Annotated in this window: 22 protein-coding genes and 1 CRISPR repeat array; of the genes, 13 read left to right on the top strand and 9 right to left on the bottom strand. The window is 70.5% G+C overall.

Annotated features, from left to right (window positions below):
- Positions 1-2: 2 nt before the first annotated feature.
- Positions 3-1,319: a sensor histidine kinase gene (locus ATK36_RS26100; RefSeq protein WP_098513905.1), complete on the top strand. Its 1,317-nt coding sequence runs from the start codon at positions 3-5 to the stop codon at positions 1,317-1,319.
- A gap of 333 nt (positions 1,320-1,652) precedes the next feature.
- Positions 1,653-2,282 carry a TetR/AcrR family transcriptional regulator gene (locus ATK36_RS26095; RefSeq protein WP_098513904.1) on the top strand — a complete coding sequence of 210 codons (630 nt, stop codon included), beginning with the start codon at positions 1,653-1,655 and terminating at the stop codon, positions 2,280-2,282.
- Between the two features lie 836 nt (positions 2,283-3,118).
- Here the strand turns inward: ATK36_RS26095 and ATK36_RS26090 are convergent.
- Positions 3,119-3,811 carry a TetR/AcrR family transcriptional regulator gene (locus ATK36_RS26090; protein ID WP_098513903.1) on the bottom strand — a complete coding sequence of 231 codons (693 nt, stop codon included), beginning with the start codon at positions 3,809-3,811 and terminating at the stop codon, positions 3,119-3,121.
- 58 nt (positions 3,812-3,869) lie between these two features.
- Between ATK36_RS26090 and ATK36_RS26085 the strand changes: the two genes are divergently transcribed.
- The 3 genes from ATK36_RS26085 (at position 3,870) to ATK36_RS26075 (ending at position 5,595) form a co-directional block, all read left to right on the top strand.
- Positions 3,870-4,736, top strand: a complete 867-nt coding sequence (locus ATK36_RS26085; protein WP_098513902.1) for an alpha/beta fold hydrolase — start codon at positions 3,870-3,872, stop codon at positions 4,734-4,736.
- Between the two features lie 83 nt (positions 4,737-4,819).
- Positions 4,820-5,239: a hypothetical protein gene (locus tag ATK36_RS26080; RefSeq protein ID WP_098513901.1), complete on the top strand. Its 420-nt coding sequence runs from the start codon at positions 4,820-4,822 to the stop codon at positions 5,237-5,239.
- 170 nt (positions 5,240-5,409) lie between these two features.
- Entirely contained in the window at positions 5,410-5,595 is a 186-nt protein-coding gene (locus ATK36_RS26075) for a DUF5302 domain-containing protein (RefSeq protein ID WP_098513900.1), read from the top strand.
- Positions 5,596-5,737: 142 nt separating this feature from the next.
- Here ATK36_RS26075 and ATK36_RS26070 read toward each other — a convergent pair whose 3' ends face one another.
- From ATK36_RS26070 to ATK36_RS26060, 3 genes are read right to left on the bottom strand one after another with little or no spacing between them, the layout of a single operon-like run.
- A complete protein-coding gene (locus tag ATK36_RS26070) occupies positions 5,738-6,931 on the bottom strand; it encodes a PLP-dependent aminotransferase family protein (protein ID WP_098513899.1) in 1,194 nt (397 codons plus the stop codon).
- The gene (locus ATK36_RS26065; protein WP_098513898.1) at positions 6,928-7,719 is read right to left on the bottom strand and encodes a tryptophan 2,3-dioxygenase; all 792 of its coding nucleotides are present in this window, start codon (positions 7,717-7,719) and stop codon (positions 6,928-6,930) included. Before ATK36_RS26065 ends, ATK36_RS26070 begins: the two co-directional genes overlap by 4 nt.
- 7 nt (positions 7,720-7,726) lie before the next feature.
- Complete coding sequence (locus ATK36_RS26060) at positions 7,727-8,503, bottom strand: PaaX family transcriptional regulator (protein WP_098513897.1); 777 nt, start codon at positions 8,501-8,503, stop codon at positions 7,727-7,729.
- A 91-nt stretch (positions 8,504-8,594) separates the two neighbouring features.
- Here ATK36_RS26060 and ATK36_RS26055 point away from each other — a divergent pair, with 91 nt between their 5' ends.
- Positions 8,595-9,308, top strand: coding sequence for an SDR family NAD(P)-dependent oxidoreductase (locus ATK36_RS26055; protein WP_098513896.1), 714 nt, complete (start codon positions 8,595-8,597; stop codon positions 9,306-9,308).
- Complete coding sequence (locus tag ATK36_RS26050) at positions 9,305-10,132, top strand: enoyl-CoA hydratase family protein (RefSeq protein WP_098513895.1); 828 nt, start codon at positions 9,305-9,307, stop codon at positions 10,130-10,132. The genes ATK36_RS26055 and ATK36_RS26050 overlap by 4 nt, the downstream gene beginning before the upstream one ends.
- Before the next feature lie 514 nt (positions 10,133-10,646).
- Here ATK36_RS26050 and ATK36_RS26045 read toward each other — a convergent pair.
- Positions 10,647-11,567 (bottom strand): SMP-30/gluconolactonase/LRE family protein, encoded by a 921-nt coding sequence (locus tag ATK36_RS26045; protein WP_098513894.1) that lies wholly within the window; start codon positions 11,565-11,567, stop codon positions 10,647-10,649.
- Positions 11,568-11,579: 12 nt separating this feature from the next.
- The gene (locus ATK36_RS26040; RefSeq protein WP_098513893.1) at positions 11,580-12,236 is read right to left on the bottom strand and encodes a histidine phosphatase family protein; all 657 of its coding nucleotides are present in this window, start codon (positions 12,234-12,236) and stop codon (positions 11,580-11,582) included.
- A 411-nt stretch (positions 12,237-12,647) separates the two neighbouring features.
- Here ATK36_RS26040 and ATK36_RS26035 point away from each other — a divergent pair, with 411 nt between their 5' ends.
- The 3 genes from ATK36_RS26035 to ATK36_RS31700 are packed head-to-tail and all read left to right on the top strand — an operon-like array spanning position 12,648 to position 14,580.
- Positions 12,648-13,586, top strand: coding sequence for a hypothetical protein (locus ATK36_RS26035; RefSeq protein WP_098513892.1), 939 nt, complete (start codon positions 12,648-12,650; stop codon positions 13,584-13,586).
- Positions 13,587-13,636: 50 nt separating this feature from the next.
- Complete coding sequence (locus tag ATK36_RS26030) at positions 13,637-14,077, top strand: GntR family transcriptional regulator (protein WP_098513891.1); 441 nt, start codon at positions 13,637-13,639, stop codon at positions 14,075-14,077.
- Positions 14,044-14,580, top strand: a complete 537-nt coding sequence (locus ATK36_RS31700) for a hypothetical protein (RefSeq protein WP_141544545.1) — start codon at positions 14,044-14,046, stop codon at positions 14,578-14,580. Before ATK36_RS26030 ends, ATK36_RS31700 begins: the two co-directional genes overlap by 34 nt.
- On the opposite strand, the gene ATK36_RS26025 is transcribed toward ATK36_RS31700, so the two are convergent.
- Positions 14,472-16,082: an acyl-CoA synthetase gene (locus ATK36_RS26025; protein ID WP_098513890.1), complete on the bottom strand. Its 1,611-nt coding sequence runs from the start codon at positions 16,080-16,082 to the stop codon at positions 14,472-14,474. The two genes, ATK36_RS31700 and ATK36_RS26025, sit on opposite strands and share 109 nt — an antisense overlap.
- 172 nt (positions 16,083-16,254) lie before the next feature.
- On the opposite strand from ATK36_RS26025, the gene ATK36_RS26020 reads away from it, so the two are divergent.
- Positions 16,255-17,949 (top strand): bifunctional 3'-5' exonuclease/DNA polymerase, encoded by a 1,695-nt coding sequence (locus ATK36_RS26020; RefSeq protein ID WP_098513889.1) that lies wholly within the window; start codon positions 16,255-16,257, stop codon positions 17,947-17,949.
- Positions 17,950-18,111: 162 nt separating this feature from the next.
- Positions 18,112-18,510 (top strand): hypothetical protein, encoded by a 399-nt coding sequence (locus tag ATK36_RS26015; protein ID WP_245915166.1) that lies wholly within the window; start codon positions 18,112-18,114, stop codon positions 18,508-18,510.
- Between the two features lie 4 nt (positions 18,511-18,514).
- Here the strand turns inward: ATK36_RS26015 and ATK36_RS26010 are convergent, their stop codons facing one another.
- Positions 18,515-19,087 carry a TetR/AcrR family transcriptional regulator gene (locus ATK36_RS26010; protein WP_098513888.1) on the bottom strand — a complete coding sequence of 191 codons (573 nt, stop codon included), beginning with the start codon at positions 19,085-19,087 and terminating at the stop codon, positions 18,515-18,517.
- 87 nt (positions 19,088-19,174) lie between these two features.
- Between ATK36_RS26010 and ATK36_RS26005 the strand changes: the two genes are divergently transcribed.
- Positions 19,175-20,056, top strand: coding sequence for an SDR family oxidoreductase (locus tag ATK36_RS26005; RefSeq protein WP_098513887.1), 882 nt, complete (start codon positions 19,175-19,177; stop codon positions 20,054-20,056).
- 153 nt (positions 20,057-20,209) lie between these two features.
- Positions 20,210-20,544: a CRISPR direct-repeat array (repeat unit 29 nt; unit sequence GTCTTCCCCGCGCGAGCGGGGGTGGTCCC).
- A gap of 430 nt (positions 20,545-20,974) precedes the next feature.
- Here ATK36_RS26005 and hrpA read toward each other — a convergent pair.
- Positions 20,975-24,850 carry an ATP-dependent RNA helicase HrpA gene (hrpA, locus tag ATK36_RS26000; protein WP_098513886.1) on the bottom strand — a complete coding sequence of 1,292 codons (3,876 nt, stop codon included), beginning with the start codon at positions 24,848-24,850 and terminating at the stop codon, positions 20,975-20,977.
- Positions 24,851-25,227: the final 377 nt, after the last annotated feature.

The following is a 25,227-nucleotide window of genomic DNA, read 5'->3' as shown; positions in this document are numbered from 1 at the left end:
TCGTGCGCCGCCGGATCGTGACGATCACCGTGGTGGTCGCGGTGCTGGCGACGGCCCTGTTCGGACTGCCGCTCGCGGCCGGGCTGCTGTGGTACTACCGGACGCACACGACATCCGAGCTGGAGCGTGCCGCCGACCGTACGGCAATCGTGGTGGCCGATGCGCTGGCCAACGGCCGCATTCCACGCCTGCCCGGCGAGGACCTGCCGGCGGGCGCGCAGGTCGGCGTGTACGACGCGGCCGGGAAGCTCGTCACCGGGCAGGGTCCGGCGGAGGCCGACGCGGTGGTGCGCGAGGTCGTCAACACACGTCGCGACATGGTCGACGGCCAGATCGGCGCGGACGACGTGCTCGCCGTTCCGGTGGTCGCCGGTCCGCACCTCACCGGGGTGGTGCGGACCGCGCTCCCGCAGTCCGAGCTGACGCGCGAGGTCGGTCTGAGCTGGCTCGCGATGGCCGGCTGCGCGGCTGCCGCGGTGGTGGCGGGCCGGCTGGTCGCCCGGCGGCTCGCCGGACGGCTCACCCGCCCGCTGGAGGAGCTGGCCGCCGCGGCCAGCCGGCTCGGCGAGGGCGATTTCACTGCCAGAGCCCCGAAATCCTCGATTGAGGAGATCGACCGGGTCGGTGCCGCACTCGACGCCACCGCCGAGCGGATCGGCGAAACGCTGGCACGCGAACGGGCGTTCTCCGCGGAGGCTTCGCACCAGCTGCGCACACCACTGGCCGGGCTTCGGCTGCAGCTGGAAGCCGCGCTCGAAACGCCGGGCACGGACCCGTACGCCGCGGTGCGCGCCGGCCTCGTGTCGGTCGACCGGTTGGAACGCACGGTCGAAGATCTGCTCGCGCTGTCCCGGGAACGCCGCGCCACGCGCGCGGTACTGGATTTGCGCGCGTTGCTGGCCGAGCTGCAGTCCACCCCGCTGCCCGGCGGGCGGGCGCTGCGGGTGGAGCTGCGGGATCCGCCGCCGGTCCGGGCTTCCGCGGCGGCGGTCCGGCAGATTCTGGCGGTACTGCTGGACAACTCGATCACCCACGGCCGCGGCACGGTCACCGTGCTCGCCCGCGACGCCGGCGAGGTGCTCGCCGTGGACGTCTCCGACGAAGGCCCCGATCTGGGCGAGCATGACCCGTTCGAACAGCCGGAACCCGCGCCGGGGCACGGCATCGGCCTCCGCCTGGCCCGCGGCCTCGCCGAGGCGGAGGGCGGCCGTCTGCGGCTGACCCGCCCCGATCCGCCGACGTTCACCCTGCTGCTGCCCACCGGGGACGACGGCCCCGAACCGGGGCCGGAATCCGCTGGGAATTCCACCCGGCGGTGAACTGCTTCGCCGATCCGGTTTCGGCGCACAATGCCGCACCATGCTCGCCGGATTCGCGCAACACTCGCCCGGTTTTTGTGGTCCGCCCGATTTTCTGGTGCCGGGCCACGCTTCGGGGCAAAGCTCCGGTAATCGCGGTTTTCCCGGTTCCCGGGCCGGACGAGGCCGATGATCTTCGCTGGTCAGCCACCACGATGGTGCGCGTCCCCTTTCCCGGACGCGCGGGGCGAAGCCGTCAAGCCGTACCCGGCGGTAGCCCTCCGAACGTGTCTGCCCGGCCGACATTCCCACGATTAATCCCCAGCCCTGAACCGATCATGAGACCATGACCGGATGAGCATCGAGCCGGCGCCGAAATGGCGGAGATTGGAACCGGATCAGCGCAAGGAGCAGATCTACGCCTGCGCCGCCCGCCTGTTCGGCGCCCGCCCGTACTCCGACGTGTCCACTTCGGACATCGCACACGAGGCGGGCGTGGCGCGCGGGCTGATCAACCACTATTTCGGCACGAAACGCGAGCTGTACCTGGAAATCCTGCGGCGGGCGCTGACCGTGCCGCGGCTGGCGCTGGAGGGTATCCCGGAAGGCCCGCTGGAACTGCGCGTGGAGGTGGCCATCGACTTGCTCCTGGACATGGTCTGCGGGCAGGAGAAGATGTGGCTGGCCGCGATCGCGCCGGAGGGCATCGGCCGCGATCCGGAGGTGGACCGGATCCTCGTCGAGGGCGATCGCGCCTCGGCCGACCGCGTGCTGGCGATGGTGGGGCTGTCCCGCGAGAGCAACCACGGCGAGGAACTCAACGCCGCGGTGCGCGCGTTCGCGGGGATGGTGAAGGCGGCCGGCCGGGAGTGGCTGGTGCTCGGCTCGCTCTCCCGCGCCCAGGTGCATACCCTGCTGAGCCGATCCCTGGTGACGCTGGTGCGGGAAGTGTTCCCGACGATTCAGGACCCGCACCCAGGCTGAGGGAGTGCCCCCGGCACCACGAGGGGGAGGGAGTGCCGGGGGCCCCGCCGGAGGCGCGAACCCCCGGTACGGTCCACGCTACGCCAATCCTCCGAGGCAGGGGGCGGTTCGGGAAAGCCCGGCGGGCGCTGCGGCCCGGCGGTTCGGGCCGCAGCTGCTCCGGTCTGGCGGGCGTTGCCCAGCCGGGCGGATGTGCTTCGGCAGGAGTGAGGCTCTGCTGCCATCGGAAAGCGCCTTGGGCCGACCCGATCCAGCCGCTGGTGAGCCGGCGCTCGGCGTAAGGATTCGGCCGGACATGGCGGCACTGGGCGATGCGCACCGCGACCGCTCCGGAGACGCGCGGGCGGCCCCGCTCTCCGGCAAGTTACTCGCCCATCGGCCCTGCCTCAGGGTGTCGGCAAAGTCGGTGTGGAGGTCTGTGAAGGGGCCCTTCACAGACTCTGAGTCCGTGAAGGGCCCCTTCACAGACCCGAAACCGGTCCGGCGCACGCCACGAGGTGGTCGCACACACCTCCGCAGCGCCCGCTGCCGGGTCCCCGACCAACCTTGCCGGAAACCTGGGCCCTGCCTCGTCAGGGCGAGCCTTCGCGCAGCCACCGGTGAACGGTCAGTCATCACAAGACGCCGACCGCGTCCCGCGAATTCGCTCCACGACCCCGCGATCGCGGCGTAGCCACACAACTGACAGGGTCTCCGCAAGACAGGGTGCCGCCCCTACCTCGACGGGGCGAGCCGTCCCCCGTCACCGGAAAGCACGGCACACCCACCCGGTCCGGCCACCGGCGACCCGTCGCAAGGATCCGGCCGCACCGCGGCCGCGCGATCGTGGCGCCGGTTCAGCCCTTCAGTTCCGCCAGCCGTACGGCCAGGCCGTCCAGGCAGCGGCGGATCGCGTACTCGTACATCTGCGCCTGATAGTGCATGGCGAGTTCCGGGTCGGCCTGCCGGGCCTTCATCATCTTGGCGTGGGTGGCCAGGCCGGGATGGTCCGGGTCGTCGTGGTGGCGGGCGTACTCGGCGGCATTGTCCAGGCGCTGCGAGAAGGCGGGGCTGTTGCGGTCGTCCTCCGTCGCGACGAACTGACAGGCGGTCGTGGTCAGCATGTGCAGGATGAGCGAACTCTCCTCGCCGAACCCGGCGTCCTGCAGCAACCGTATGCCGCGGTCCACCAGGGTCGTCGCCGCAGTGACCGACGGGCTGAAGCGCACCATCCAGCGGGCTGTGCCCGGATACCGGTGCAGCACCACGCGCACGTCGGCGAGCAGCTGGGCGAACCACTCCTGCCAGTGCAGTCCCTCGTCCGGGATGGGCAGGGTGGCGACCACCCGGTCGAGCACGGCGCAGATCAGCGCGTCCCGGTCGCCGACGTGGTGGTAGAGCACCGCCGGATAGGCGCCGAGCGCACCGGCGAGCTCGCGCAGTGTCCAGTTCTCCAAGCCGCGCTCGGCGGTCAGCTCGACCGCAGCGTCGACGATTCGCTCGGCGGTGATCGCCGGGCGCGGGCCGGACGGCGAGGACGATGACCCCATGCCAGTACCGTAGCGGTGACCGGTCCCGCGACGGTGCCCGGTGCGGCATGATCGGGGTATGCCACGCGCGAAGGCCAACGGCCTGGACCTCGAATACGAAGCCTTCGGCGACCCGGCGCACCCGCCGATCGTGCTCGTGATGGGCCTCGGCGCGCAGATGGTCACCTGGGAGACCGAGTTCTGCGAGCTGCTGGCCGAGCACGGTTTCCACGTGGTCCGGTTCGACAATCGCGACTGCGGGCTCTCCACCTGGCTCGACGAGCTCGGCACGCCCGATCCGGCCGACCTCCGCCAGGCGGAGGCGCCGTACTCGCTGTCCGACCTCGCCGACGACGTGGTGGGCCTGTTCGACGCGCTCGGGTTCGCCAAGGCGCACGTGGTCGGCACCTCGATGGGCGGGATGATCGTGCAGCGGCTGGCCCTGGACCACCCGGACCGGCTGCTGAGCCTCACCTCGATCATGTCCACCACCGGCGATCCGGCGGTCGGCCAGACCTCCCCGGCCGCGCTCGCCACGCTGACCCAGCCACCCGCGCGCACCCGCGAGGCGGCCATCGAGCAGAGCATCGCGAACTACCGCACCACCGGCTCACCCGGTTATCCGGCGTCGGAAGAGTACTTGCGGCACAAGGCGACCCGTGCCTACGACCGGGCGGTGCACCCGGCGGGCACGATGCGGCAGCTGATGGCGATCCTCACCGCCGCCGACCGGACCGAGGGGCTGCGCGAGGTCCGGCTGCCCGCGGTGGTCGTGCACGGCGACGCGGACCAGATGATCGACGTGACCGGCGGCAAGGCGACCGCGGCCGCCATTGCGGACGCGGAGCTGGTGATCCTGCCCGGGATGGGCCACGATCTGCCGGAGCCGCTGTGGCCGGAGCTCGTGGCCGCGATCGTGCGTGCGACCGAGCGCGCGGCCGGTTAAGAAGCCGTCAAGAACTCGCCGCGGCGTGTACGGATGCCGTCCGCGCCCGCGGCGCCCATGCCCGCGCGCGGTCCACTGGGCGCATGGACGGACGGCTCCCCGGAGGGTTCGGGTTCCCGATCGGATGCACAGTCGTGGCGGCCGTCGCGATAGTGGCGGACCTGGCAGGCGCCACCGAGCATCCCGGGTACGCCGTGGTCCCGCTGACTCTCGTGGTGTTCACCAGCGGCGTCATGACCAGATTTCCTGCCGCGCTGGGGGTCACGGCCGTGGCGTGGGCGGTCGTTTCGGGCTTTCTCTACGGACGCTCGGGTGGCTTGGTCTTCGACGGAGCGACCGGACGGCTCGCGCTCGTGCTGTTCAGCGCGTTGGTGCTGGGCGGTGCCGTCAGGATCGTGGTGGCCAGGATCCCGCTGAATACGGATCCGTCGCCCCGGCGTTCGAACATCGGCAACGCCCTCGGCCGCCTGCAGGATATCGTCGCGCCAGGGCACCGCGGATAGCTCGGAGCGGAAGGCGAAGCTGTCCGGTTCGGGCACGCCGGAATAGCTGATCGGCTGAATTTCCTTGCCCCGCAGGAGTTCCGTGGTATCCGCCGGAAATCGGCTCGCCAAGCTCCCCGGTCGATGGCAGGCTGAACCGGTCCCCACGTCGTCACCCTCCGGAGGTCAGCATGAGTGAACCGCAACCGTCGCGCAGCGGCGAGGAGGACGACACCAAGCGCAAGTTCCGGGAGGCGCTCGAACGCAAGCAGGCGCAGAGCCGGTCCGGGGCCTCGCACGAGGACGGCGGGGCACGCAACCGGCAGGCACACGGCCCTGCCGCGAACAAGCGCACCTTCCGCCGCAAGAGCGGCTGACGCGAGTGCGGGGAACCCCGGGGGCTGCCGGGAGTTCCCCGCACCAATCGTCCGGAGCGGAGCGAACCGTTCAGGCGGTCCAGGCCGGTCAGACCGTGCGGATGCTGCGCAGCCGGCGGAAGACAATCCAGCGCGGCCCCGGTTACTCCCGGAGAACGTCTCGAAGCGTGGACATCGCCGCTTCCAGCTGTGCGTCGGACAAGTACGGCGCGGGACCGAATCGCAGGTGGTGCCCGCGGCTGTCGGTACGCACGCCCCGCTCGGCGAGCGCCCCGCACAGCTGCGCGGCCCGCGCGCTGCGCAGGGAAAGGAACCCGCCGATCCCTTCCAGCGGCGACTCCCGGTCGCGGGTGATCACGTCCTGGGGTAGCCGGAGTTCGTCGAAGCACCGGGCGAGCAGCCCGACCTGATGCTGGGAGACCTCACGCAGGAATTCCGGGGTCAGCCCGTGCTCGGCGAAGAACCGCTGCACCCGCACGCCGCGGTAATGGCTCGACGGGTCGTAGGTGGCCCCGGCGAAACGGTCGCCGCCGGTGGCGTAGACGACCTCGCCGGGCCGCGGTTCACCGGCGAGCGCGCCGAATTCCGCGTACCAGCCGGTGATCACCGGGCGCAGCTCCTGCGCGTGCGCGGGTAGCCGCAGGAAGCAGTTGCCCTCGCCCAGCTGCAGGTATTTGTAGCCGCCGCCGAGTATCCAGGTGTTGGTGAATCCGCCGTCGTGCACCGGGAATGGGACCACCCCGAGCGCGTGGTAGGCGTCGACGAGCAGCTCCACCGAGCGGCCACGGCAGGCGCCGGCCAGGTGTACCAAGCCGGGCACGATCCGCGCGGTCTCGAACAGCACCGCCGAGACCAGCACCGCGGCGGTGCGCCCGTCGATCTGCTCGGCGAGCCGCCCGGCCAGCGTCGCCACCGGTTCCGCGGGGACCCGGACGACCTCGATGCCCTCCTCGGCCAGCCTGGCCAGCTGGCGGCGCAGGGTGTGGAACTCCCCGTCCGTGGTAACCAGCCGGGGCCGCTTCGGCAGCTCGATCGCGGACAGGAACCGCAGCACCAGCTCGTGGGTGTTCGCGCCGAGCGCGTACTCTCCGTCCGCATCGGACAGCAGATCGCGGAACCCGGCACGCAGCTCGCCGGCCTTCGCGAAGGCCCGCTCCCACTTGTCGTCCACGTCGCGCGCGGCGTCCGCGAACGCTTCGAGCAGCCCTTCCTCCGCAACGTCCGGCCAGGCCTGGTGCGAATGCGCGGACAGCAGCAGCCGCCCGGCCACGCCGAAGCGCGAGTAGTGCGGGGCGAGCGCGTTCGGCTCGGCGCGCAGCGAGTCGAGAGTGGTCACAACCGGCTCCGCACGGCCCACAGGTCCGGGAACATCGGCTGGAACAACGTCGCGCGCAAGTAGTTCGCCCCCGACGAGCCGCCCGTCCCGGTCTTGTCCCCGATCGTGCGCTCGACCATCTTGACGTGCCGGTACCGCCACTCCTGCATCCCTTCGTCCAGATCGACCAGGCATTCCGCGACCGTCGAGGGGCCGCCGTCGTCCTGGTACACCTTCAGGAGCACTTCCTGCAGTTCCGCGGACGGCTGCAGCGGCGCGGTGACGTCGCGGCCGGTGCGGACCGGGTAACCGTGCCCGGCCAGGTAGGTCAGGAACGAGTCGAAGACCGAGGGCCGCCGCATCGCCGCGGAGATGCGGGCGCGCTGCTCTCCCCCGGCGGGATAGTGCGCGAACACCCGCTCGTCCCGGCGGCCGAGCACCGCCTCCAGCTCCCGGAACTGCGCGGACTGGAAGCCGCTGGAGGCGTCCAGCCGGGCGCGGAAACCGGTGAACTGGCTGGGCGTCATCGTCTCCAGCACGTCGATCTGCGCGACCACCACCTTGAGCACCGTCAGGATCCGGCGCAGGGTGCGCATCGAGTGCGCGGTGCTGCCCGCGGCCAGGTGCTCCTGCAGGAACGCGGCCTCGTGCAGGATCTGTTTGAACCACAGCTCGTACACCTGGTGGATCACGATGAACAGCAGCTCGTCGTGCTCGTCCGAACGCGGGCGCTGCGCGGCGAGCACCTCGTCGAGCGCCAGGTAGGAGGTGTAGCTGAGCGCGGCCCGCGGGTCGTCGATACCGGTCATGATGTCCTCACTGCTTCGGGGAGAGTGCGCGATCGAAGTGCCGCTGGGCCGCCGGGGCCAGCGTGCGGTAGCGGTCGTGGAACAGCTCGACGGCCGCGGCCCGCCGCCCGGGTACCGGGATCAGCTCGGCGGGCAGTTCCGGATCGAGGGACGGGAACTCCCGGAAGGCGTGCACCAGCCGGGTGCGCACGACGAACGCCTCGGCGTCGGGCAGCTCCCGCGGGCAGCCGCCGAACTCGGTGACGAATGCGTCGTAACGGGCGGAGAGCCCGTCCAGATCCCAGGCGCGGCCGGCGAACCGGCGCACGTCCAGCCCCGCGGACGGGGTGCCCAGCATCAACCCGGCATAGCCGGTCACGTCCAGCTCGGCGAGCAGTTCGAGCACCTCGGCCTCCCGGTCGTGCGGGGCCAGCCAGGTGCCGTCCTGCACCGGGCCGAAGCCGAGGAAACGCAGCCGCCGCACCAGCTGTTCACGGGCGGGACGCCGGGTCTCGGGGATGTTCTGCCACAGCACGGTCCAGGTGCCCGCCTCCCGCTCGCCTCGGCCGAGACCGAAGATGCGCCGGTCGCCGTCGGCCAGCAGGGCGACCGTGCGGCGGGTCAGGGCGTAGTGCACCAGGCGGCCCTCGCGGTGCCGGGCGAGCAGCCCGCCGCGCACCAGCCGGGTCAGCGCGATCCGGGCCGCGCCGTCGGAAAAGCCCAATTCCTGCAGGAGGGCGACGAGTCCGCCGGACCACACCCGCCGGGTCTCCCGCGGATGCACGTAGCTGCCGAGCAGCGTCATCACGAGCTGCTGTGGCGTGCGCGCGGGTTCCTGGCCTTCAGGCACGGCCCAACTCTATACACCACAGACCGCTGCGGTGTAGATTTCTTGTGTGAGCTTCTTCTCCGGAGGGACAACGCGGGTCGTCGTGGTCACCGGTGGTACCCGCGGGATCGGCGCGGCGATCGCGGAGTGGTTCCGCCGCGCCGGAGACACCGTGTACGCCCCCGGCCGCGCCGAGTGCGACGTGACCGACGAGGCCGCGGTACACGCGTACTTCGCGAAACTCGGGCTGGTCGACGTGCTGGTCAACAATGCCGGGGTGTCGTCGAGCGCGCCGCTGGCGAAGACCACCGTGCACGATTGGCACGACCAGTTCGAGGTGAACGCGACCGGCGCCTTCCTGTGCACACGCGAGGTGCTGCCGGGCATGCGGCAGCGGGATCACGGGCGCGTCGTCACCGTCGCCTCGACCGCGGGGCATGCCGGTTTCCGTTACACCGCAGGCTACACGGCGTCGAAGCACGCTGCGGTGGGGCTGACCCGCGCGGTCGCGGCGGAGGTGGCGGGCAGCGGGGTCACGGCCAACGCCGTCTGCCCGGCCTTTGTGCGGACGGACATGACGGCCGAGTCGGTGGCCCGGATCCGCGCGCGGACCGGGCGGAACGAGACGGAGGCGGAGGCCGCGCTGGCCGCCGCAGCACCGCTGGGCCGATTGCTCGAACCCCGCGAAGTCGCTTACGCAGTGGCGTTTCTCGCCGCCCGCGAGACGGCCGCGATCAATGGGCAGACCCTTGTTCTCGACGGTGGAGGCATCCAGAGATGAGCCCGTTCCGTGCCAGCGCCCCGATCACCGGCGCGTGGCGGCACTTCGAGTTCACTGTGGACGATGGCGTCGGGACGCTGACCTTCACCCGCCCGGAGAAGCTGAACGCGCTGACCTTCGACGTCTACGCGGACCTCCGGGACCTGATCGGCGAGCTGCCGCACCGGGGCGATGTGCGGGTGCTGGTCATCTCCGGGCAGGGCCGGGGCTTCTGCTCCGGCGGCGACGTCGAGGAGATCATCGGCGAACTGCAGCGGATGGAGACCGCGCAGCTGCTGGAGTTCACCCGGATGACCGGCGCGGTGGTGAAGGCGCTGAGGGAGACCCCGATCCCGGTGATCGCCGCGGTCAACGGCGTCGCCGCGGGTGCCGGTTCGGTGCTCGCGCTGGCGAGCGACTTCCGGCTGCTGGCGGAATCGGCGAAGTTCGCGTTCCTGTTCACGAAGGTCGGACTGGCCGGCGCGGACATGGGTTCGGCGTACCTGCTGCCGCGCCTGGTCGGCCTCGGGCGAGCGACCGAGCTGCTGATGCTGGGCGAGCAGGTGCCCGCCACCCGTGCCGAGGCGATCGGCCTGGCCACGCGGGTCGTCCCGGACGCCGAACTGGCCGCGGAGACGACGGCGCTGGCCCGGCGCCTCGCCGACGGTCCGGCGCTGGCCTACTCGACCACCAAGGTCTTGCTCACCCGGGAACTCGACAGCGACCTCGGGGGTGCCATCGAGCTGGAGGCGATCACCCAGGCGCTCCTGATGACCGCGCGCGACCATCGGGAGTTCTATGCCGCGTGGTCCGCCGGACGCCGTCCACAATGGACCGGCCGGTAACGTTCGGGGACACAGGCTGTGAGGGGGTCCTTCCCAGACTCAGCGTCCAGGGTTCCGGCAAAGTTGGGTCGAGGACCCGTGATCAGCAGAGTGAGCCGTGGCTGCCGCGTCGTCATCGACGGCGCCTGCCATCTCGATCGAGTGCGCCCGGCAGCAGGCGAAGCGGAGGTGCTCGAGACGCGCGACCACCTCGCGCTGTGCGCCAGACCTGTCCCGGGTCTGTGAAGGGGCCCTTCACAGACTCAGAGTCCAGGGTCCCGGCAAAGTCGGTTGAGGGCCCGTGATCAGCAGACAGAGCCGTGGCTGCCCGACCGGTTTTCGGGTCCGTGAAGGGGCCCTTCACAGCCCTCCGCAGCTGCGCAGGACCCTCCACACCGACTTTGCCGACACCCTGGTCGCAGAGTCCGTGAAGGGGCCCTTCACAGCCCTCCGCAGCTGCGCAGGACCCTCCACACCGACTTTGCCGACACTCTGGCCGCAGAGTCCGTGAAGGGGCCCTTCACAGCCTTGGCACTCAGAGGTCGAGGTAGGCGATGGCCCGGCTTTCGAGGGAGCCGAACCAGACTCGGCCGTGGTGCTCGCGGACGCCGACCAGGACCCGGAAGCCGGGGATCTCGCCGTCGAAGTGGTGGACGACCTGGCCGTCAGCAGTCAGCGCCATGGTGCCGGCCCTCGGGTGCGGATTCGGCTGCAGGGCAGTCGGCAGGGCGCGGATCGCGGCCCGTAGCGGCGACGGCAGCCGCCGGGCGACGGCCAGCGCCGGGACCATCGGGCTGGCCAGGGCGACCCAGATCAGGCCGTCGCTGCCCGTGGCGAGGTTGTCCGGCAGGCCAGGCAGTCCGTCGATCAGCAGGTCGCGCTCCCCCGCCCGGGGGCCCGTCAGCCACACCCGCGCGATCCGGCAGCCGCCGGTTTCGGCGACCGCCACGTACGACTCGTCCGGCGGGAGTGCGACGCCGTTGGCGAACTGCATGCCGTCGGCCACCAGGGTGATCTCGCCGTCCGGGGTACGACGCAGCAGCCTGCCGCCCGCGGTCTGCTCGATCAGGTCGTCGCGCCAGCGGTCGATACCGAAGCGACGGGAGGAATCGGTGAAATAGACCGTGCCGTCCGCGGCGACCGCGGCGTTGTTGCAAAAGACCAGGTCCAGCCCGGCCGCGGACGTGGCCAGCGTCCGGACCGGGCCACCGGCCAGCGGCATGGCCAGCAGGCCCGCGCGAGCATCGCAGATCAGCAGCTCGTCTTCGCCGTAGAGCTCCAGCCCGAGGGGGCGGCCGCCGGTGTCGCCGAGCAGGTCGATCCGCCGTCCGTCCGGGGAGATCCGCAGGATCCGCCCGTCGTCCACGCCGGTGTACACCCGGCCTTCGGCGTCGACCACCACGTCCTCCGGCGCGTGCCCGTTCACCGGGACGAGCGTGACCTCACCGAACCGCAATTCCGACGCCTCCTAGCGATAGCTGAGCAGCCGCGCCGTCTCCCCTTCGAGATGCGCGTGCTCGTTGAACGACAGCAGGTTCACCCCGCCGCGCCCGGACGTCAGCTTGGTGATCCCGGTGTTCACGGTGACGCGGTTGAGCTTCAGCAGCCCGGCCTCGGGCACGCCCATCAAGGTACCGGCGAGCGCACTGATGACCCCACCGGAGGTGAACACCAGCGCGTGCTCCCCCTTGCCCAGCGACGCGACGAGGTCCGCCAGCACCGCACTGCAACGGGTGCGGAAGGCAGGCCAGGTCTCCGCGCACGGACCGCCGTCCCCTGCCGTCACCCACGCCGTCAGCGCGGCGTCCAGCACGCCCTGGTACGCCCGTGAGTCCTCCTGCGGCGCGCCGCCGGCGTGGTGCGCGGAGATGTCCACGTGGTCGTACTCGTTCCAGCGTTCGTCCTCGACCACCGGCGCGTCACAGCCGAGCGCCTTCCTCGCGGTCGCCGCGGTGTCGCGCTGCCGCGCCAGCGTGCCGGAGCAGACCCGGGTGAACTCCACGCCGCGGCGGCGCAGGTCCGCACCGACCACTGTGGACTGTTCAAAACCGAGCGGGGACAACGCGTCGTACTCCGCCGCGCCGAACGAGGCCTGACCGTGCCGGACCAGGTAGATCGCACCCAATTCAGTGTCCTTTCACGCGAACATTCGCAGGAACAGACCGCGCTCCGGCGAGGACCATGCCCGGATTCTACTGGGTGGTAACAAGAGCCGCGGAACACTGCGAGGACACCGGCGGATGACCGGTGGCCCGGCGTCTTGGGGGCAAGCCGGGCCACCGGTTCCGGGCACGGCACCGGCGGGCACGGGGCGCGGGCCGTGCGCCGGGAGCCGAAGCGTCCGGCCGTGCCGGGCAGCCCGGCACGTCTGCTCCGCCATCGAAGCGTGCCCGCGCAGGTCCGGGCAATGGTTCACAGTTGCCAGTACTAGTCCGTTCGACCCAGTCCCGCCCGAATGTGCCTGCTCCGGCGGCTGCTACGGTCTGTATGGCGAGTTCGGCACGGTCGGTTACGGGCGGGGGCGGTCGGCGGAACCATGGCGCAGCGGCAGGCGGGCGGAACGGGTCCGGACCCGGTGGAGGGTGCCCGGACCGTGTTCGCGAGCGCGCTGCGCACGGCGATCGCCGACAGCGGCCTCTCCCTCGACCGGATCCAGGCACGGCTGCGGGCCCGCGGCACCGCGGTGAGCGTCACGGCGCTCAGCTACTGGCAGTCCGGCAAACGCCAGCCGGAGCGGGCCGGCTCGCTCGCCGCGGTGCAGGTGCTGGAAGAGATCCTGGACGTGCCGGCCGGTGCGTTGCTCGGGTTGCTGCCGCCGCCGCGTCCGCGCGGCGCGAGCCGCCGGGACCGGGCCGGCGAGGAACCGCTGACCTTCACCCGCGAAGTCCTCCAGCCGCTGCTCGACCGGGTCGGCGCGCCGGACGCGCTCGACCAGCTCCATCAGCTCAAGCTCGTCGGCCTGCACGACCGCTGCGAGATCGCCGCGGACGGCGGCCAGCGCGAGGTGACCTCGCGCGCGGTGTTCCAGGCCGCCGCGGACGGCCAGGACCGCTGGCTGCTCGTGTACGCGCAGGGCGACGAAGCTCCCGTACCCGCCCTGCACCCGGTGCGCAACTGCCGGACCGGCCGCGTCGAAGTCGACGAAGAAAACGGCATCCTGGTCGCCGAGTTGCTGTTCGAGCACCCGCTGGCCCGCGGCGAAACGCACCTCATCGAGTACACGCTGGCCAACTCCGGCCCGCCCTATCCGCAGTGCCGTGCCACGCACTATCGCGAGTTCCGCCGCTCGGTCCGCGAGTACCTGCTGGAGGTCCGGTTCGCCCCGGAGGCCGTCCCGTCCCGCTGCTGGCAGTATTCCCGGGCGTCCGACGGCACTTCGTCCCGCCGCGGCCTCCGGCTGGACAGCAGCCACAGCGTCCACGCGGTCGCGCTGGATTTCGGGCCGGGCATCTTCGGCATCGACTGGGACTCGTGAGCGGGCACCTGTGTACAGGTCGATGCAACGGTCGACGAGAGGATCACCAGATGTACGGAATCGAGCGCGGGACGTCGCCGGCCAAGCTCGGCAAGGGTTTCGCGCTCTACATCCAGCTGCGTGACGACGTGGTCAACGGCAAGTTCCCGCCGGGAACGCGGCTGTCGGAGTCGTCGCTGGGCCGCGAGTACGGGGTGAGCCGCACGCCGATCCGCGAGGCGATCGCACGCCTCGAACACGACGGCTTGCTGCTGCAGCAGGGCGCGTACGCCGGCGTCCGGTCACGGTCGGCGGAAGAGATCATCGACATCTACCGCATCCGGGTCATCCTGGAGAAGGCGATCGTGCGGGATGCCGCGTCGCGTCGGCGCGAGGTCGATTTGATCCAGCTGCGGCGGGCTTTCGACGCCGAGGCCACAATGGCGTCGTCGACGCGCTCCGGGCCGGAGGCATCGAAGTGCCGACCGCCACTCTGTCCGATGTGGACTTAATTCTGGAAGCCACGGACAGTACAGACGTGCCGCTGGTGTTCGCGTCCACCGGCACGGGCGAACCAGTGACGGTCCGGTTCTCCCGAAAGCGGGGCGAGGTGGCGGAGGTGGCCTGCCGGCCGTCCCACCCCGGCGCCGAGCACCTCGTGGCGACAATCCGGCGCGTGGGCGGAGTCCCGGTGGTCGTCCATGGCCCGGCCGGTTCGGTCGGTGAGCGGATCCTCGCCGCGTACCGTGACCAGGGCGCGATCCCGGCCGCATCAGCCGAGGCGGCCCGGATCCTGGCCGAAGGGCTGGTGGCCCGGCCCGGCGACATCGACCTGCTGCTCACCCACCTCCACGGATTCCGCAGGACACCGGCGGACCGTGCCACTCGGCCGGAGATCGCTGATGCTCACGCCAGCTTCGAGCGAAGCAGCTTCCCCGTGGCGTTGCGCGGCAACTCGTCCAGGAACTCCACATCCCGCGGAACCTTGTACCGGGCCAAGTTCGCCTTCACGTAATCGCGAACCGCCGCCTCGTCCAATGTGGACTCTACGGTGCGCACCACGAACGCCTTGAGCCGCTGACCGAAATCCTCGTCGGGCACGCCGATCACTGCCGCTTCGACCACTTCTTCGTGCGCCACAAGGAGGTTCTCCACTTCCACCGGGAACACGTTCTCCCCACCGGAGACGATCATCTCGTCGTCGCGGCCGTCAATGAACAACAGACCGTCGGCGTCGAAGTGGCCGACGTCGCCGCTGGAGAGCAGGCCGTCGATGACCTCCTTGTTCCGGCCGTCGGTGTAGCCGTTGAAGCTCAGCCCGCTGCCCACGAACACGCGTCCGGTCACGTTCGCCGCGGTGATCGGGGCGCCCTGCTCGTCGTAGAGCATCACCCGGCAGCCGACCGGCGGGCGGCCGACCGTGCCGGGCGCGCGCCGCCAGTCCTCGGGTGTGGCGACCGAGGCCACCGCGATCTCGGTGGAGCCGTACAGGTTGTGCACCACGTCGCCGAACTCCTCGCTCGCCCGGTTGCCCAGATCCGGCGAAAGCGCGGAACCGGCGACGAAGATGATCCGCAGGCACGAGGTGTCGTACTTCGCGCGGACCTCCGCGGGCAGGTCGACGATCCGCTGCAGCATCGTGGGCACCAGCACCAGCGCCGTGCACCGCTGCTCGGCCACACCCCGCAGCGTGGCCTCCGGGTCGAACTTGCGGTGCAGCACGACCTTGCAGCCCAGCGCGAAACTCAAGATGGCCTGGGACAACCCGGTCGCGTGGAACAGCGGCGCGCCCAGGTAAGTCGACTCCCCCGCGCGCAACGGGATCCGGTCCAGGAACTGCGCCGAGGACAACGCCGAGGTCCGCGGCCGCGGCGCCCCCTTCGGGGTACCAGTGGTACCACTGGTGAGCAGCACGAACCCGCCCGGCCGGGCCGGCGCCGGGAGCGGGCGGTCGTCCGTGCTGGCGATCAGGTCGGCCAGCTTCGTGATGTCCTGGCTGTCCGGTTCGTCCACCCAGGCCAGGTAACGGTCGGTGGCGGGCACCGCGTCGAGCAGGCCGGTGAACTCCTCGTCGTAGACGAGCGCGTGGACCTGCTCACGCTGGGCCACGTCGGCCAGCTGCGGCTTGGCGAAACCGGTGTTCATCAGCAGCAACGGCGCGCCGAGCTTGCCCGAGGCGGCCATTGCGAGCACCAGCCCACGATGATCGCGGCACAGCGTGGCGATCACCGTGCCCGGCCCGAGTCCGCGCTGCGACCAGGCCCTGGCGAGTGCGTTGGACTGGTCGTCGAGCTGCTTGTAGGTGAGCGACCCGCGGTCATCGGCAACGGCCACCGCGGCCGGATCGCGGCGGGCGGCGATGTGGCAAGCACCGGCGAACGGCCCGTACTTGCGGACCACGACGAGCGAACGCAGCCCCTCGTCGAGCCGGGGAAAGGGCACCAGCCCCGCCCGGTGCAGCACCTCGATGCTGCGCACCGTTTCGGTCACCTTGCCGGCCAGCTCGGCCACACTCATCCGGGCACCTCCGTTGCTGCGACGGGAGTGCCTCCATCGCGGTCGGCGTACCGACGGTATGGGGGCTACTCGACAGTAGCAACGGGGTCCGGGACACACCAGACTCCGATCGTGGGCTCGGCGGTGGAGTCGTTCGCCGGTTTTTGTCGGTGGTTGCCCGCACAATGCCGGGGTGCAGGTGATCACCGGCCGCGAGGAGGACTCCGGCTACACGATCGACGCGCCGGACGGGACCCGGCGCGGGCTTTCGCCTGCCGAATGGGTGGCGCAGGTGCGGGAACTGGAGGCCGCGCACAGTCCGCGCTGGGTGCTGCCCTCGGTCGAGTCGGACTATCCGGTGCTGGTCGAAGCGGGGGTACGGCTGGGCCGCTGCCACGATCTGCTGCTGGCCGAGGGATTGCTGCTCGCCTGCGAGGAGCGGGAGAGCGAGTCGCGCAGCCTGCGTGCCGCCTGGGCGCGAGCGCAAGGCGAGGAGCCGCCGGACGACGGGCCTGCGTTCGGCGAGGAAACGCAACCCACCTTGTTCTCGCCGCGCGGCCCGGGGCTGCCCGCGGGCGTCACCGTCGCCATGGCCGCCCGCCGGGTGCTCGCCGAGCAGGAGAAACGCAGTGCCGGGCTCGGCTCACCCGGCCGGATGCGCCTGTTGCTCGCCGCGGAGTCGGCGAGCGCGCTGGCCGCGGTCGAGATGTCCGCGGCCGGGCTGCCGTGGCGGGCGGATCTGCACCGCGAGCTGCTGCAGGAGCGGCTCGGCGCGCGGGTCCCGGCCGGGCAGCGGCCGAAGGCGCTGGTCGAGCTGGCGGCGCGGATCTCCGGGGCGTTCGGCGGGCGGGAGGTGAACCCGGATTCGTCGGCGAGCGTGGTGCGGGCGCTCGCACGGGAGGGCATCGAGGTGCCGGCCGCGCGCAAGTACCTGCTGCGCGAGATCGACCACCCCGCGGTCGCGCCGTTGCTGCAGTACAAGGAGCTGTCCCGGCTGCATTCGGCCAACGGCTGGGCGTGGCTGGACGAATGGGTGACCGACGGCCGGTTCCGGCCGCACTACGTGGTCGGCGGGGTGGTGTCCGGGCGGTGGGCCACCCGCGGCGGCGGTGCGCTGCAGATCCCGAAAGTGCTGCGCACCTGCGTACGCGCGGATCCAGGATGGAAGCTCGTGGTGGCCGACGCCGCCCAGCTCGAACCCCGCGTGCTCACCGCACTGTCCGGCGACCGCCGGCTCGCCGAGGTCGCCGCAGCCACCGACCTGTACGCACGGCTGGCCGAGGCACTGTTCTCCGGTGCGCGATACGTCCCCCTCCGCCCCGGCGACACCCGTGACGACCGATCCCGCGCGAAGATCGCGATGCTGTCGGCCATGTACGGCGGCACGTCCGGAGAAGCAGGCCCGCTGCTCGCCTTGCTGCGCCAGCGTTTCCCGACCGCAGTGTCCTATGTGGAGCATGCCGCCGCCGCAGGCGAACGCGGCGAACGCGTGCGGTCGAGACTCGGACGCACCTCCCCCGCTCCGTCCGCCGCGTGGCGCGCGCTCACCGGCGGCGCCGCCGAAGACGAGGCCGCCGAGACCCGCGCCCGCCGCGCCTCCCGCGGCTGGGGCCGGTTCACCCGCAACTTCGTGGTCCAGGCGAGCGCCGCCGACCTCACGGCGGTCCTGCTGGCCACCCTCCGCCGCCGCCTGCCCACCCCCGCCCACCTCGTGTTCTTCCTGCACGACGAGGTCATCGTGCACACCCCCGCCGACCTGGCCGACGAGGTCGCCGCCCTGGTCGAAGACGCGGTGACCGAATCCGCCCGCCTGCTGTTCGGCGAAGCCTGCCCCGTCCGCTTCCCGATGCACGCGATCCCGGTGGACACGTATGCGGAGGCGAAATGAGCGCGCTTTCCCACCGGACGCACTGACCACACGGCGGAACGGGGAACCCTTTCGGTCGAATACCGGCACACCGCGAGCATATTTTCCGGGCCGGAACCATGGCCGGAATTCAACCTCGCGGAGCTAGCGCGGCCGCGACGGCGAGCAGTAACTTCAGCCGTCATGATGGGGAGAAAAACAAAATCTCAACTGGCCAGGCGGTCGGGATACCTGCTCCTGCCGATCATCGCCTTGCTGTGGCCGCTCCGGGGCGTCGATCCCGGGATCATCGCCATCCTGTCGACCGGCGTGGTGCTCTACTGTCTCTTCCAGGCTCCGACCTGGTGCTGCGCAACCACCCGCAAAGGTCAGTTCTGCCGCAACAACGCGAACGGCATCCTGCTCGGATGCCGCTTGCGTCAGCACAAATGGCAGAAACTGAAGATGGCGTTCCGGGAGCAAGCTCTGAGCGAAGCAGGCCGGCGGATGCTCAGCGATCTCAGCGGTAAAGCGGCGTCGCTGTCCGCCATCGCAGGGACGGTTTCGGCCGGCGCGGCCACCGTGACGTTGCTCGTGAAATAACGCGTCACTCCAGCTTCGCGTTCACTTCCCGCAACCCCCGGAACACCGCACGGGTCAACTTCGGGAAATCTGCCTCCCCGGACGGGTCGACCCAGCGCACATAGGCATCATGAAACGCCCGGACACCCAGATCCGCTGCCAACGCCGCAGCCGGATCCCCGACACCCCGGCTCCGCAATGCCCCAGCAATCGCGGCGGCGAGCACAGATTGCTTATACACCGAGCGTTCGCGAAGTTCAGGCGTGCTCGCGGTGACTTCAAGAAGCCGAGGCCCGAACTCGCGCTGCTCGGGGGCGAAGGACGCGGTGAGCGCATCCAGCCCCGCTTCGACCGCCTCCAGCGGCGTGGCCGAAGCGGGAGCCTCCGCAACCCCGTTCGCCAGCAGCTCGGCGTGCACCTGCTGACCGGCGAACAACACCTCCCGCTTGTCCCGGAAATGGCGAAAGAACGTGGTCCTCGTCAGCCCGGCCCGCTCGGCGATCTGCGCGACCGCAGTGCCCTCGTACCCCTGCTCGGCAAACAGATCCACGGCAGCGACCACCAGGCGCTCCCGCGCGTTCGGTTCCCATCGGGCCATGGCTACATCCTAGGTGATGTGCCTCAGTACCGTCACCCCTGCTATAGTGATGATACTGAGTCACATCACCTAGCGGGGAGTTCCGACATGCGTGTTTTCGTCACCGGCGCCAGCGGCCACCTCGGCTCCGCCGTGGTCCCCGAACTGCTCCGCGCCGGCCATAAGGTCACCGGCCTCGCCCGGTCCGACGCCTCGGCCGCCGCCGTCACCACACTCGGCGCCCAGGTACACCGTGGCAATCTCGATGACCTAGACGACCTGCGCCAAGCCGCGCAGAAGGTGGACGCCGTCATCCACCTAGCCTTCGATCACAGCGGCATCGCGACCGGCAAATTCGCCGAAGCAGTCGAAGCCGACCACGCAGTGGTCCAGACCTTCGGCGAAGCACTTTCCGGCACCGGCAAGGCTTTCTTCGGCATCGGCTCCACCGGAAGCGACGACCCGGACCGCAACGCGGCGATCAACGCCAACCCCCGAGCCACCGTCGCCCGCACCCTCGCCGAATTCGCCGAACACGACGTCCGCACCGTCCTCTTCGGAATCCCGCCCGTCACGCACAGCTCCCGGGACCGGCACGGTTTCATCCCCCGAATGATCCAGATCGCCCGCGAGACCGGCGTTTCCGCCTACGTCGGCGACAACCGCTGGCCCGCCGCCCACACCCTGGACGTCGCCCTGCTCTACGCGCTCGCGCTGGACAAGGCCCCGGCCGGAACCGAACTGGGCGCCGCCGCCGAGGAGGGCATCCCGGTGCGCGAGATCGCCGAGGCCATCGGGCGGCATCTGGACCTGCCGGTGAAGGGCATTTCGGCCGAGCGGGCCGCGGAACACTTCGCCACGTTTCCGTTCGTTGGCATGGATATCACGATGCCGAATGCGGAGACCCGGCGGCTGCTGGGCTGGGAGCCGACCCATCCGGGGCTGCTGGAGGATCTTGAGGAGGGGCACTATTTTGCGGCCGGTCGGTAGGGCCGGAGTCGGCTGTGGCGGCAGGGCTGGCGGACTCGTCCACCGGTACGACGACGCTTACCGGTCCCGCCCCAGCGGATAGACTCCTCGAGGGGTGCGAGCAAAGTGAAGTAGAACTGGGCACCTTGAGGGTAAAATTGCAGGTCAAGAAGTGTCTTCCCCGCGCGAGCGGGGGTGGTCCCGAATGGCCGGCCAGGTACGACCGGGACCGGTAGTCTTCCCCGCGCGAGCGGGGGTGGTCCCCGCGCCGATATGGGCGGACGTCGATCCTGTGGGTCTTCCCCGCGCGAGCGGGGGTGGTCCCTTCTGGAACGTCTCCGCCTTGTTGATCCCGCGTGTCTTCCCCGCGCGAGCGGGGGTGGTCCCTTCCAGCGGGACCTGGACTCGTTGCCGAAGCTGTCTTCCCCGCGCGAGCGGGGGTGGTCCGGGTTTTCGCTACGTGATCTTTTAGCGGCAAGCGTCTTCCCCGCGCGAGCGGGGGTGGTCCGCGCCCGAGGGTGCGGTTGGCGTCGATCACGATGTCTTCCCGCGCGAGCGGGGGTGGTCCTGATTGCCAGTAGCCCGCACGCTGCCGCCGTTCGTCTTCCTCGCGCGAGCGGGGGTGGTCCGGTCGCATCCGCAACGGAAAATCGCAAGCCGTAGTCGGCTCCGCGCGACCGGCGTGGCCCAGGGCTGAGCCCACCTCGCCGCCGCCTCCGTCTGTGAAGGGCACCTTCACAGACTCTGAGTCCGTGAAGGTGCCCTTCACAGCCCACCGAGTTCAGCGCGGCTCCAGCGGGTAGTTCACCGCGGATCTTGCCGGGCACCTGTTCCTGGCGTCGGCGGGAGCGAAGGCCGATTCGCCGTCGCTGGAGATCTATCGCGAACGAGTGTGCATCGCAGTCCGCATCGTGCTCAACGGCCGGGCGGGCGCGAACCTCAGGCCGGCGCCTCGTCCAGAGCCTTCGTGATCCGCTTCAACGACACGGGATAAGCAGTGCCGAGCGTCTGCGCGAAGAAGCTCACCCGCAGCTCCTCGATCATCCAGCGAACCTCCGCCAGCGCCGGCGACGACGTCCCCGGCGGCAAGGAAGCGAGTGCGGCCTCGTACTCGCGCGTGATCCACGCGATATCCGCGGTCCGCTGCAGATCCCGGGTCGGGTCGGTGGGCAGCTTTTCCAGCCGGCGCAAGGCACCACGCAGGTAGCGGACCAGGTTCGGCAGCCGGGCCGCGCCGGTCTCGGTGACGAAACCGTTGTGTACCAAGCCATCGATCTGCGCGCGGAGGTCGGCGAGCGATTCGGCTGGGCCGCGGGCGCCGTCGAGATGGGTCTCCACGTCGTTGGCCGCGCGCAGGACCGCCTCCACATCGGTGAGGACCTGCAGAACCTCCGCGTTCAGCCCGGCACGCACCTTCTCCTGCAGCACGGCGAAGCCCGCCTCGTCCCATACCGGGCCGCCCGCCGCGGTCATCAGGGCGTCGACCGCGCAATCCACGCAGTCCTCCAGCAACCCGGCCACGCTGCCGTGCGGATTCCGGTTGAGCACCAGCTTCGCGGAGTTCGACAGGGAGCGCGTGATGAACTTCATCGGCGAGTTCAGGTTCAGCCGCAGCATCCGCCGGGTGCCAGTCCACATTGCGTGACGCTGTTCCGCGGGGGTGTCGAGCAACCGCACGGCCACCGAGGCGCCCTCGTCGACCAGCGCGGGATAGGCCTTCACATCGTGCCCACGCCGGGTCGAGGCGAACACCTTCGGCAGCTCGCCGAACGACGGCCGGGTCAGCCCGGCCTGCTCGATACTGTTGGCCGCCTTGGCAATCGTCTCGCGCACCCGGGGCGCCATCCGGCGCTTCAGCTCGTCGAGATCCTTGCCCTCGGCGACCCGCTTGCCCCGTTCGTCCACCACCCGGAAGGTCATCCGCAGGTGGTCTGGCACCGCCGAAACGTCCCATGCGGACAGTGGCACGTCCACGCCACGCAGCGCGTGCAGCTCGTCGGAGAGCACCTCCGGCAGCGGACCATCCGAAGAGGACACTCGCGAAAGGACTTCTTTCGCGGTGTCCGGCGCGGGCACGAAGTTGCGCCGCAACGCCTTCGGCAATGATTTGATCAGCTGGGTCGTCAGCTCCTCGCGCAACCCGGGCACCTGCCAGTCGAACCCGTCCGGCGTCACCTGGTTCAGCACCGGCAACGGCAGGTGCACGGTGACCCCGTCGGCGTCCGCGCCCGGTTCGAACTGGTAGGTCAGGCCGAAGACGAGCGCGCCCTGCGTCCACGAATCCGGGTAGTCCGTTTCACGCACACCGTCTGCGGATTCGTTGATGAGCATGGACTTCTCGAAGGACAGCAGATCCGGATCCCCGCGCCGCGCCTGCTTCCACCAGCTGTCGAAATGCCGCACGGACACCACGTCCGCGGGCACGCGCCGGTCGTAGAACTCGAACAGCGTCTCGTCGTCGACCAGGATGTCGTGCCGCCGCGCACGGTTCTCCAGGTCCTCGACCTCGTCCAGCAGCGCGCGGTTCTCCGCGAAGAACTTGTGGCCGGTGTGCCAGTCACCCTCCACCAGCGCATGCCGGATGAACAGCTCGCGCGAGACCTCGGGATCGATCCGCCCGTAGTTCACCCGACGGTCGGCGACCAGCGGCACGCCGTAGAGGGTCACCTTCTCGACCGCCATCACCGCGCCCTGTTTGCGCTCCCAGTGCGGTTCCGAGTAGGTGCGCTTGACCACGTGCCCGGCCAGCGGCTCGACCCAGTCCGGCTCTATCCGCGCGTTCACCCGCGCCCACAGCCGCGAGGTCTCCACCAGCTCCGCGGACATCACCCAGCGCGGCTGCTTCTTGAACAGCGCCGAACCGGGGAACACCGCGAACCGCGCGCCGCGGGCACCGAGATAATCGCCCTTCGCCGGGTCCTTGAGCCCGATGTGCGAGAGCAGCCCGGCGATCAGCGAGGTGTGCACGCGCTGCGGTTCGGCCGGGGTGGTGCTCAGCGCGATGCCGAGCGGTTTGGCGAGCTGGCGCAGCTGGCCGAAGATGTCCTGCCACTCCCGGATGCGCAGGTAGTTCAGGTACTCGGTGCGGCACATCCGGCGGAACTGGTTGCCGCTGAGCGTTTTCTGCTGCTCGCTCACGTACTCCCAGAGGTTCAGGTAGGCCAGGAAATCCGAGGACGGGTCGGCGAACCGGGCGTGCTGCGCGTCCGCCGCCTGCTGCTTCTCCGCGGGCCGCTCCCGCGGGTCCTGAATGGACAGTGCCGCGGCGATGATCATCACCTCGCGCACGCAGCCGTTGCGCGCGGCCTCCAGCACCATCCGGCCCATCCGCGGGTCCACCGGCAGCTGCGCGAGCTTACGGCCGACCTCGGTGAGCTTCGTGGTCTCCTGCTCCTCGAACGCGCCGAGCTCCCGCAGCAGCTGCACGCCGTCGGCGACCTGGCGGCGATCCGGCGGCTCGACGAACGGGAACGCGGCCATGTCGCCGAGGCCGAGCGAGGTCATCTGGAGGATCACCGACGCCAGGTTGGTGCGCAGGATCTCCGGATCGGTGAACTCCGGGCGGGATTCGAAGTCCTCTTCGGAATACAGCCGGATGCAGATCCCGTCCGAGGTCCGGCCGCAGCGGCCCTTGCGCTGGTTCGCCGAAGCCTGCGAAACGGGCTCGATCGGCAGCCGTTGCACTTTCGTGCGGTGGCTGTACCGGGAGATGCGCGCCGTACCCGGGTCGATCACGTACTTGATGCCGGGCACGGTCAGCGAGGTCTCGGCGACGTTGGTGGCCAGCACGATCCGCCGCCCGGTGTGCTGCTGGAACACCCGATGCTGATCGGCCGAGGACAGCCGGGCGTAGAGCGGCAGTACCTCGGTGTTCGGCAGGCTCAGCCGGTTCAGCACGTCCGCGGTGTCGCGGATCTCGCGTTCGCCGGAGAGGAACACCAGGATGTCGCCGGGTCCCTCGGCGGACAGCTCGCGCACGGCGTCGGTGATCGCCTGCGTCTGGTCGCGGTCCGGGTCGGCCGCCGGATCCTCGGGATCGGCGAGCGGCCGGTAACGCACCTCCACCGGATAGGTGCGCCCGGAGACCTCGACGATCGGCGCGTCCCCGAAGTGCTTCGAGAACCGCTCCGGGTCGATGGTCGCCGAGGTGATCACGACCTTGAGATCCGGGCGGCGCGGCAACAGCTGCTTGAGGTAGCCGAGCAGGAAGTCGATGTTGAGGCTGCGCTCGTGCGCCTCGTCGATGATCAGCGTGTCGTACTGGCGCAGCATCCGGTCGGTCTGCACCTCGGCCAGCAGGATGCCGTCGGTCATCAGTTTGACGAGGGTGTCCTGGCCCGAATGATCGGTGAACCGGACCTTGTAGCCGACGGCCTCCCCCAGCTCGGTCTTCAGCTCGCCGGCGATCCGATCGGCGACCGTGCGCGCGGCCAGCCGGCGCGGCTGGGTGTGCCCGATCTGCCCGCGCACCCCGCGGCCGAGTTCGAGGCAGATCTTCGGCAGCTGAGTGGTCTTGCCCGACCCGGTCTCCCCGGCGACGATCACCACCTGGTGCGCACGGATGGCGTCGGCGATCTCGTCCTTGAGCCGGCTGACCGGCAGCTCGGCCGGATACTCGATCTTCGGCACGCTCTCGCGGCGCGACCGCACCCGCAGCCGCGCGGTCTCGACGTCGGCCGCGATCCGATCGGCCGCGTGCTGCTTGTCCCGGGAACGCCGGGCACCGTCGAGCCGGCGGCGCAGCCGGTGCTCGTCGCGCAGCATCAGCTCGGGCAGCTGGGCGCGCAGCTCTGGGAGAGAGGATGGAGTGGACATACCTCGGCCAAGGATAGCCGGGCCGCTCCGGCAGGGCTGCCGAATATCCTGTGACGGAGATCGGCCTGGCCGGTGGGGCTGGTGGGCAGGTCGGGCCGGGTGGGGTCGGTGGGGTTGGGTTGGGCCGGGTGGGCCGGTCGGGTTGGGTCGGTCGGGTCGGGTTGGGTCGGTCGGGCCGGGTCGGGTTGGTCGGGCCGGGTCGGGTTGGTGGGGCCGGTGCCTGCCGGGTCGGGTTGATGCCTGCCGGGTCGGGTTGGTGCCTGCCGGGTCAGGTCGCCGATCAGGCGGCCGGGACGGCAGCCACCCCGGGGTCAGCCTGCGACCGGCCCGGCAAGCCGGAAAGCTGTGAAGGGGCCCTTCACGGACTCAGAGTCCAA

The organism is Amycolatopsis sulphurea (genome assembly GCF_002564045.1).
GTDB lineage: Bacteria > Actinomycetota > Actinomycetes > Mycobacteriales > Pseudonocardiaceae > Amycolatopsis > Amycolatopsis sulphurea.
The sequence above is the reverse complement of the archived record's forward strand: the minus strand, read 5'-3'. Positions and strand labels throughout refer to the sequence as shown.

Bases quoted from the DNA above. Each gene is read 5' to 3' on its own strand.
- ATK36_RS26050 (WP_098513895.1), top strand. From the start codon at position 9,305: ATGAGCCCGTTCCGTGCCAGCGCCCCGATCACCGGCGCGTGGCGGCAC.
- ATK36_RS26095 (WP_098513904.1), top strand. From the start codon at position 1,653: ATGAGCATCGAGCCGGCGCCGAAATGGCGGAGATTGGAACCGGATCAG.
- ATK36_RS26005 (WP_098513887.1), top strand. From the start codon at position 19,175: ATGCGTGTTTTCGTCACCGGCGCCAGCGGCCACCTCGGCTCCGCCGTG.
- ATK36_RS26065 (WP_098513898.1), bottom strand. From the start codon at position 7,719: ATGACCGGTATCGACGACCCGCGGGCCGCGCTCAGCTACACCTCCTAC.
- hrpA (WP_098513886.1), bottom strand. From the start codon at position 24,850: ATGTCCACTCCATCCTCTCTCCCAGAGCTGCGCGCCCAGCTGCCCGAG.
- ATK36_RS26075 (WP_098513900.1), top strand. From the start codon at position 5,410: ATGAGTGAACCGCAACCGTCGCGCAGCGGCGAGGAGGACGACACCAAG.
- ATK36_RS26085 (WP_098513902.1), top strand. From the start codon at position 3,870: ATGCCACGCGCGAAGGCCAACGGCCTGGACCTCGAATACGAAGCCTTC.
- ATK36_RS26025 (WP_098513890.1), bottom strand. From the start codon at position 16,082: ATGAGTGTGGCCGAGCTGGCCGGCAAGGTGACCGAAACGGTGCGCAGC.
- ATK36_RS26030 (WP_098513891.1), top strand. From the start codon at position 13,637: ATGTACGGAATCGAGCGCGGGACGTCGCCGGCCAAGCTCGGCAAGGGT.
- ATK36_RS26060 (WP_098513897.1), bottom strand. From the start codon at position 8,503: ATGACGCTGCTCGGCAGCTACGTGCATCCGCGGGAGACCCGGCGGGTG.
- ATK36_RS26035 (WP_098513892.1), top strand. From the start codon at position 12,648: ATGGCGCAGCGGCAGGCGGGCGGAACGGGTCCGGACCCGGTGGAGGGT.
- ATK36_RS26080 (WP_098513901.1), top strand. From the start codon at position 4,820: ATGGACGGACGGCTCCCCGGAGGGTTCGGGTTCCCGATCGGATGCACA.
- ATK36_RS26010 (WP_098513888.1), bottom strand. From the start codon at position 19,087: ATGGCCCGATGGGAACCGAACGCGCGGGAGCGCCTGGTGGTCGCTGCC.
- ATK36_RS26015 (WP_245915166.1), top strand. From the start codon at position 18,112: ATGATGGGGAGAAAAACAAAATCTCAACTGGCCAGGCGGTCGGGATAC.
- ATK36_RS26090 (WP_098513903.1), bottom strand. From the start codon at position 3,811: ATGGGGTCATCGTCCTCGCCGTCCGGCCCGCGCCCGGCGATCACCGCC.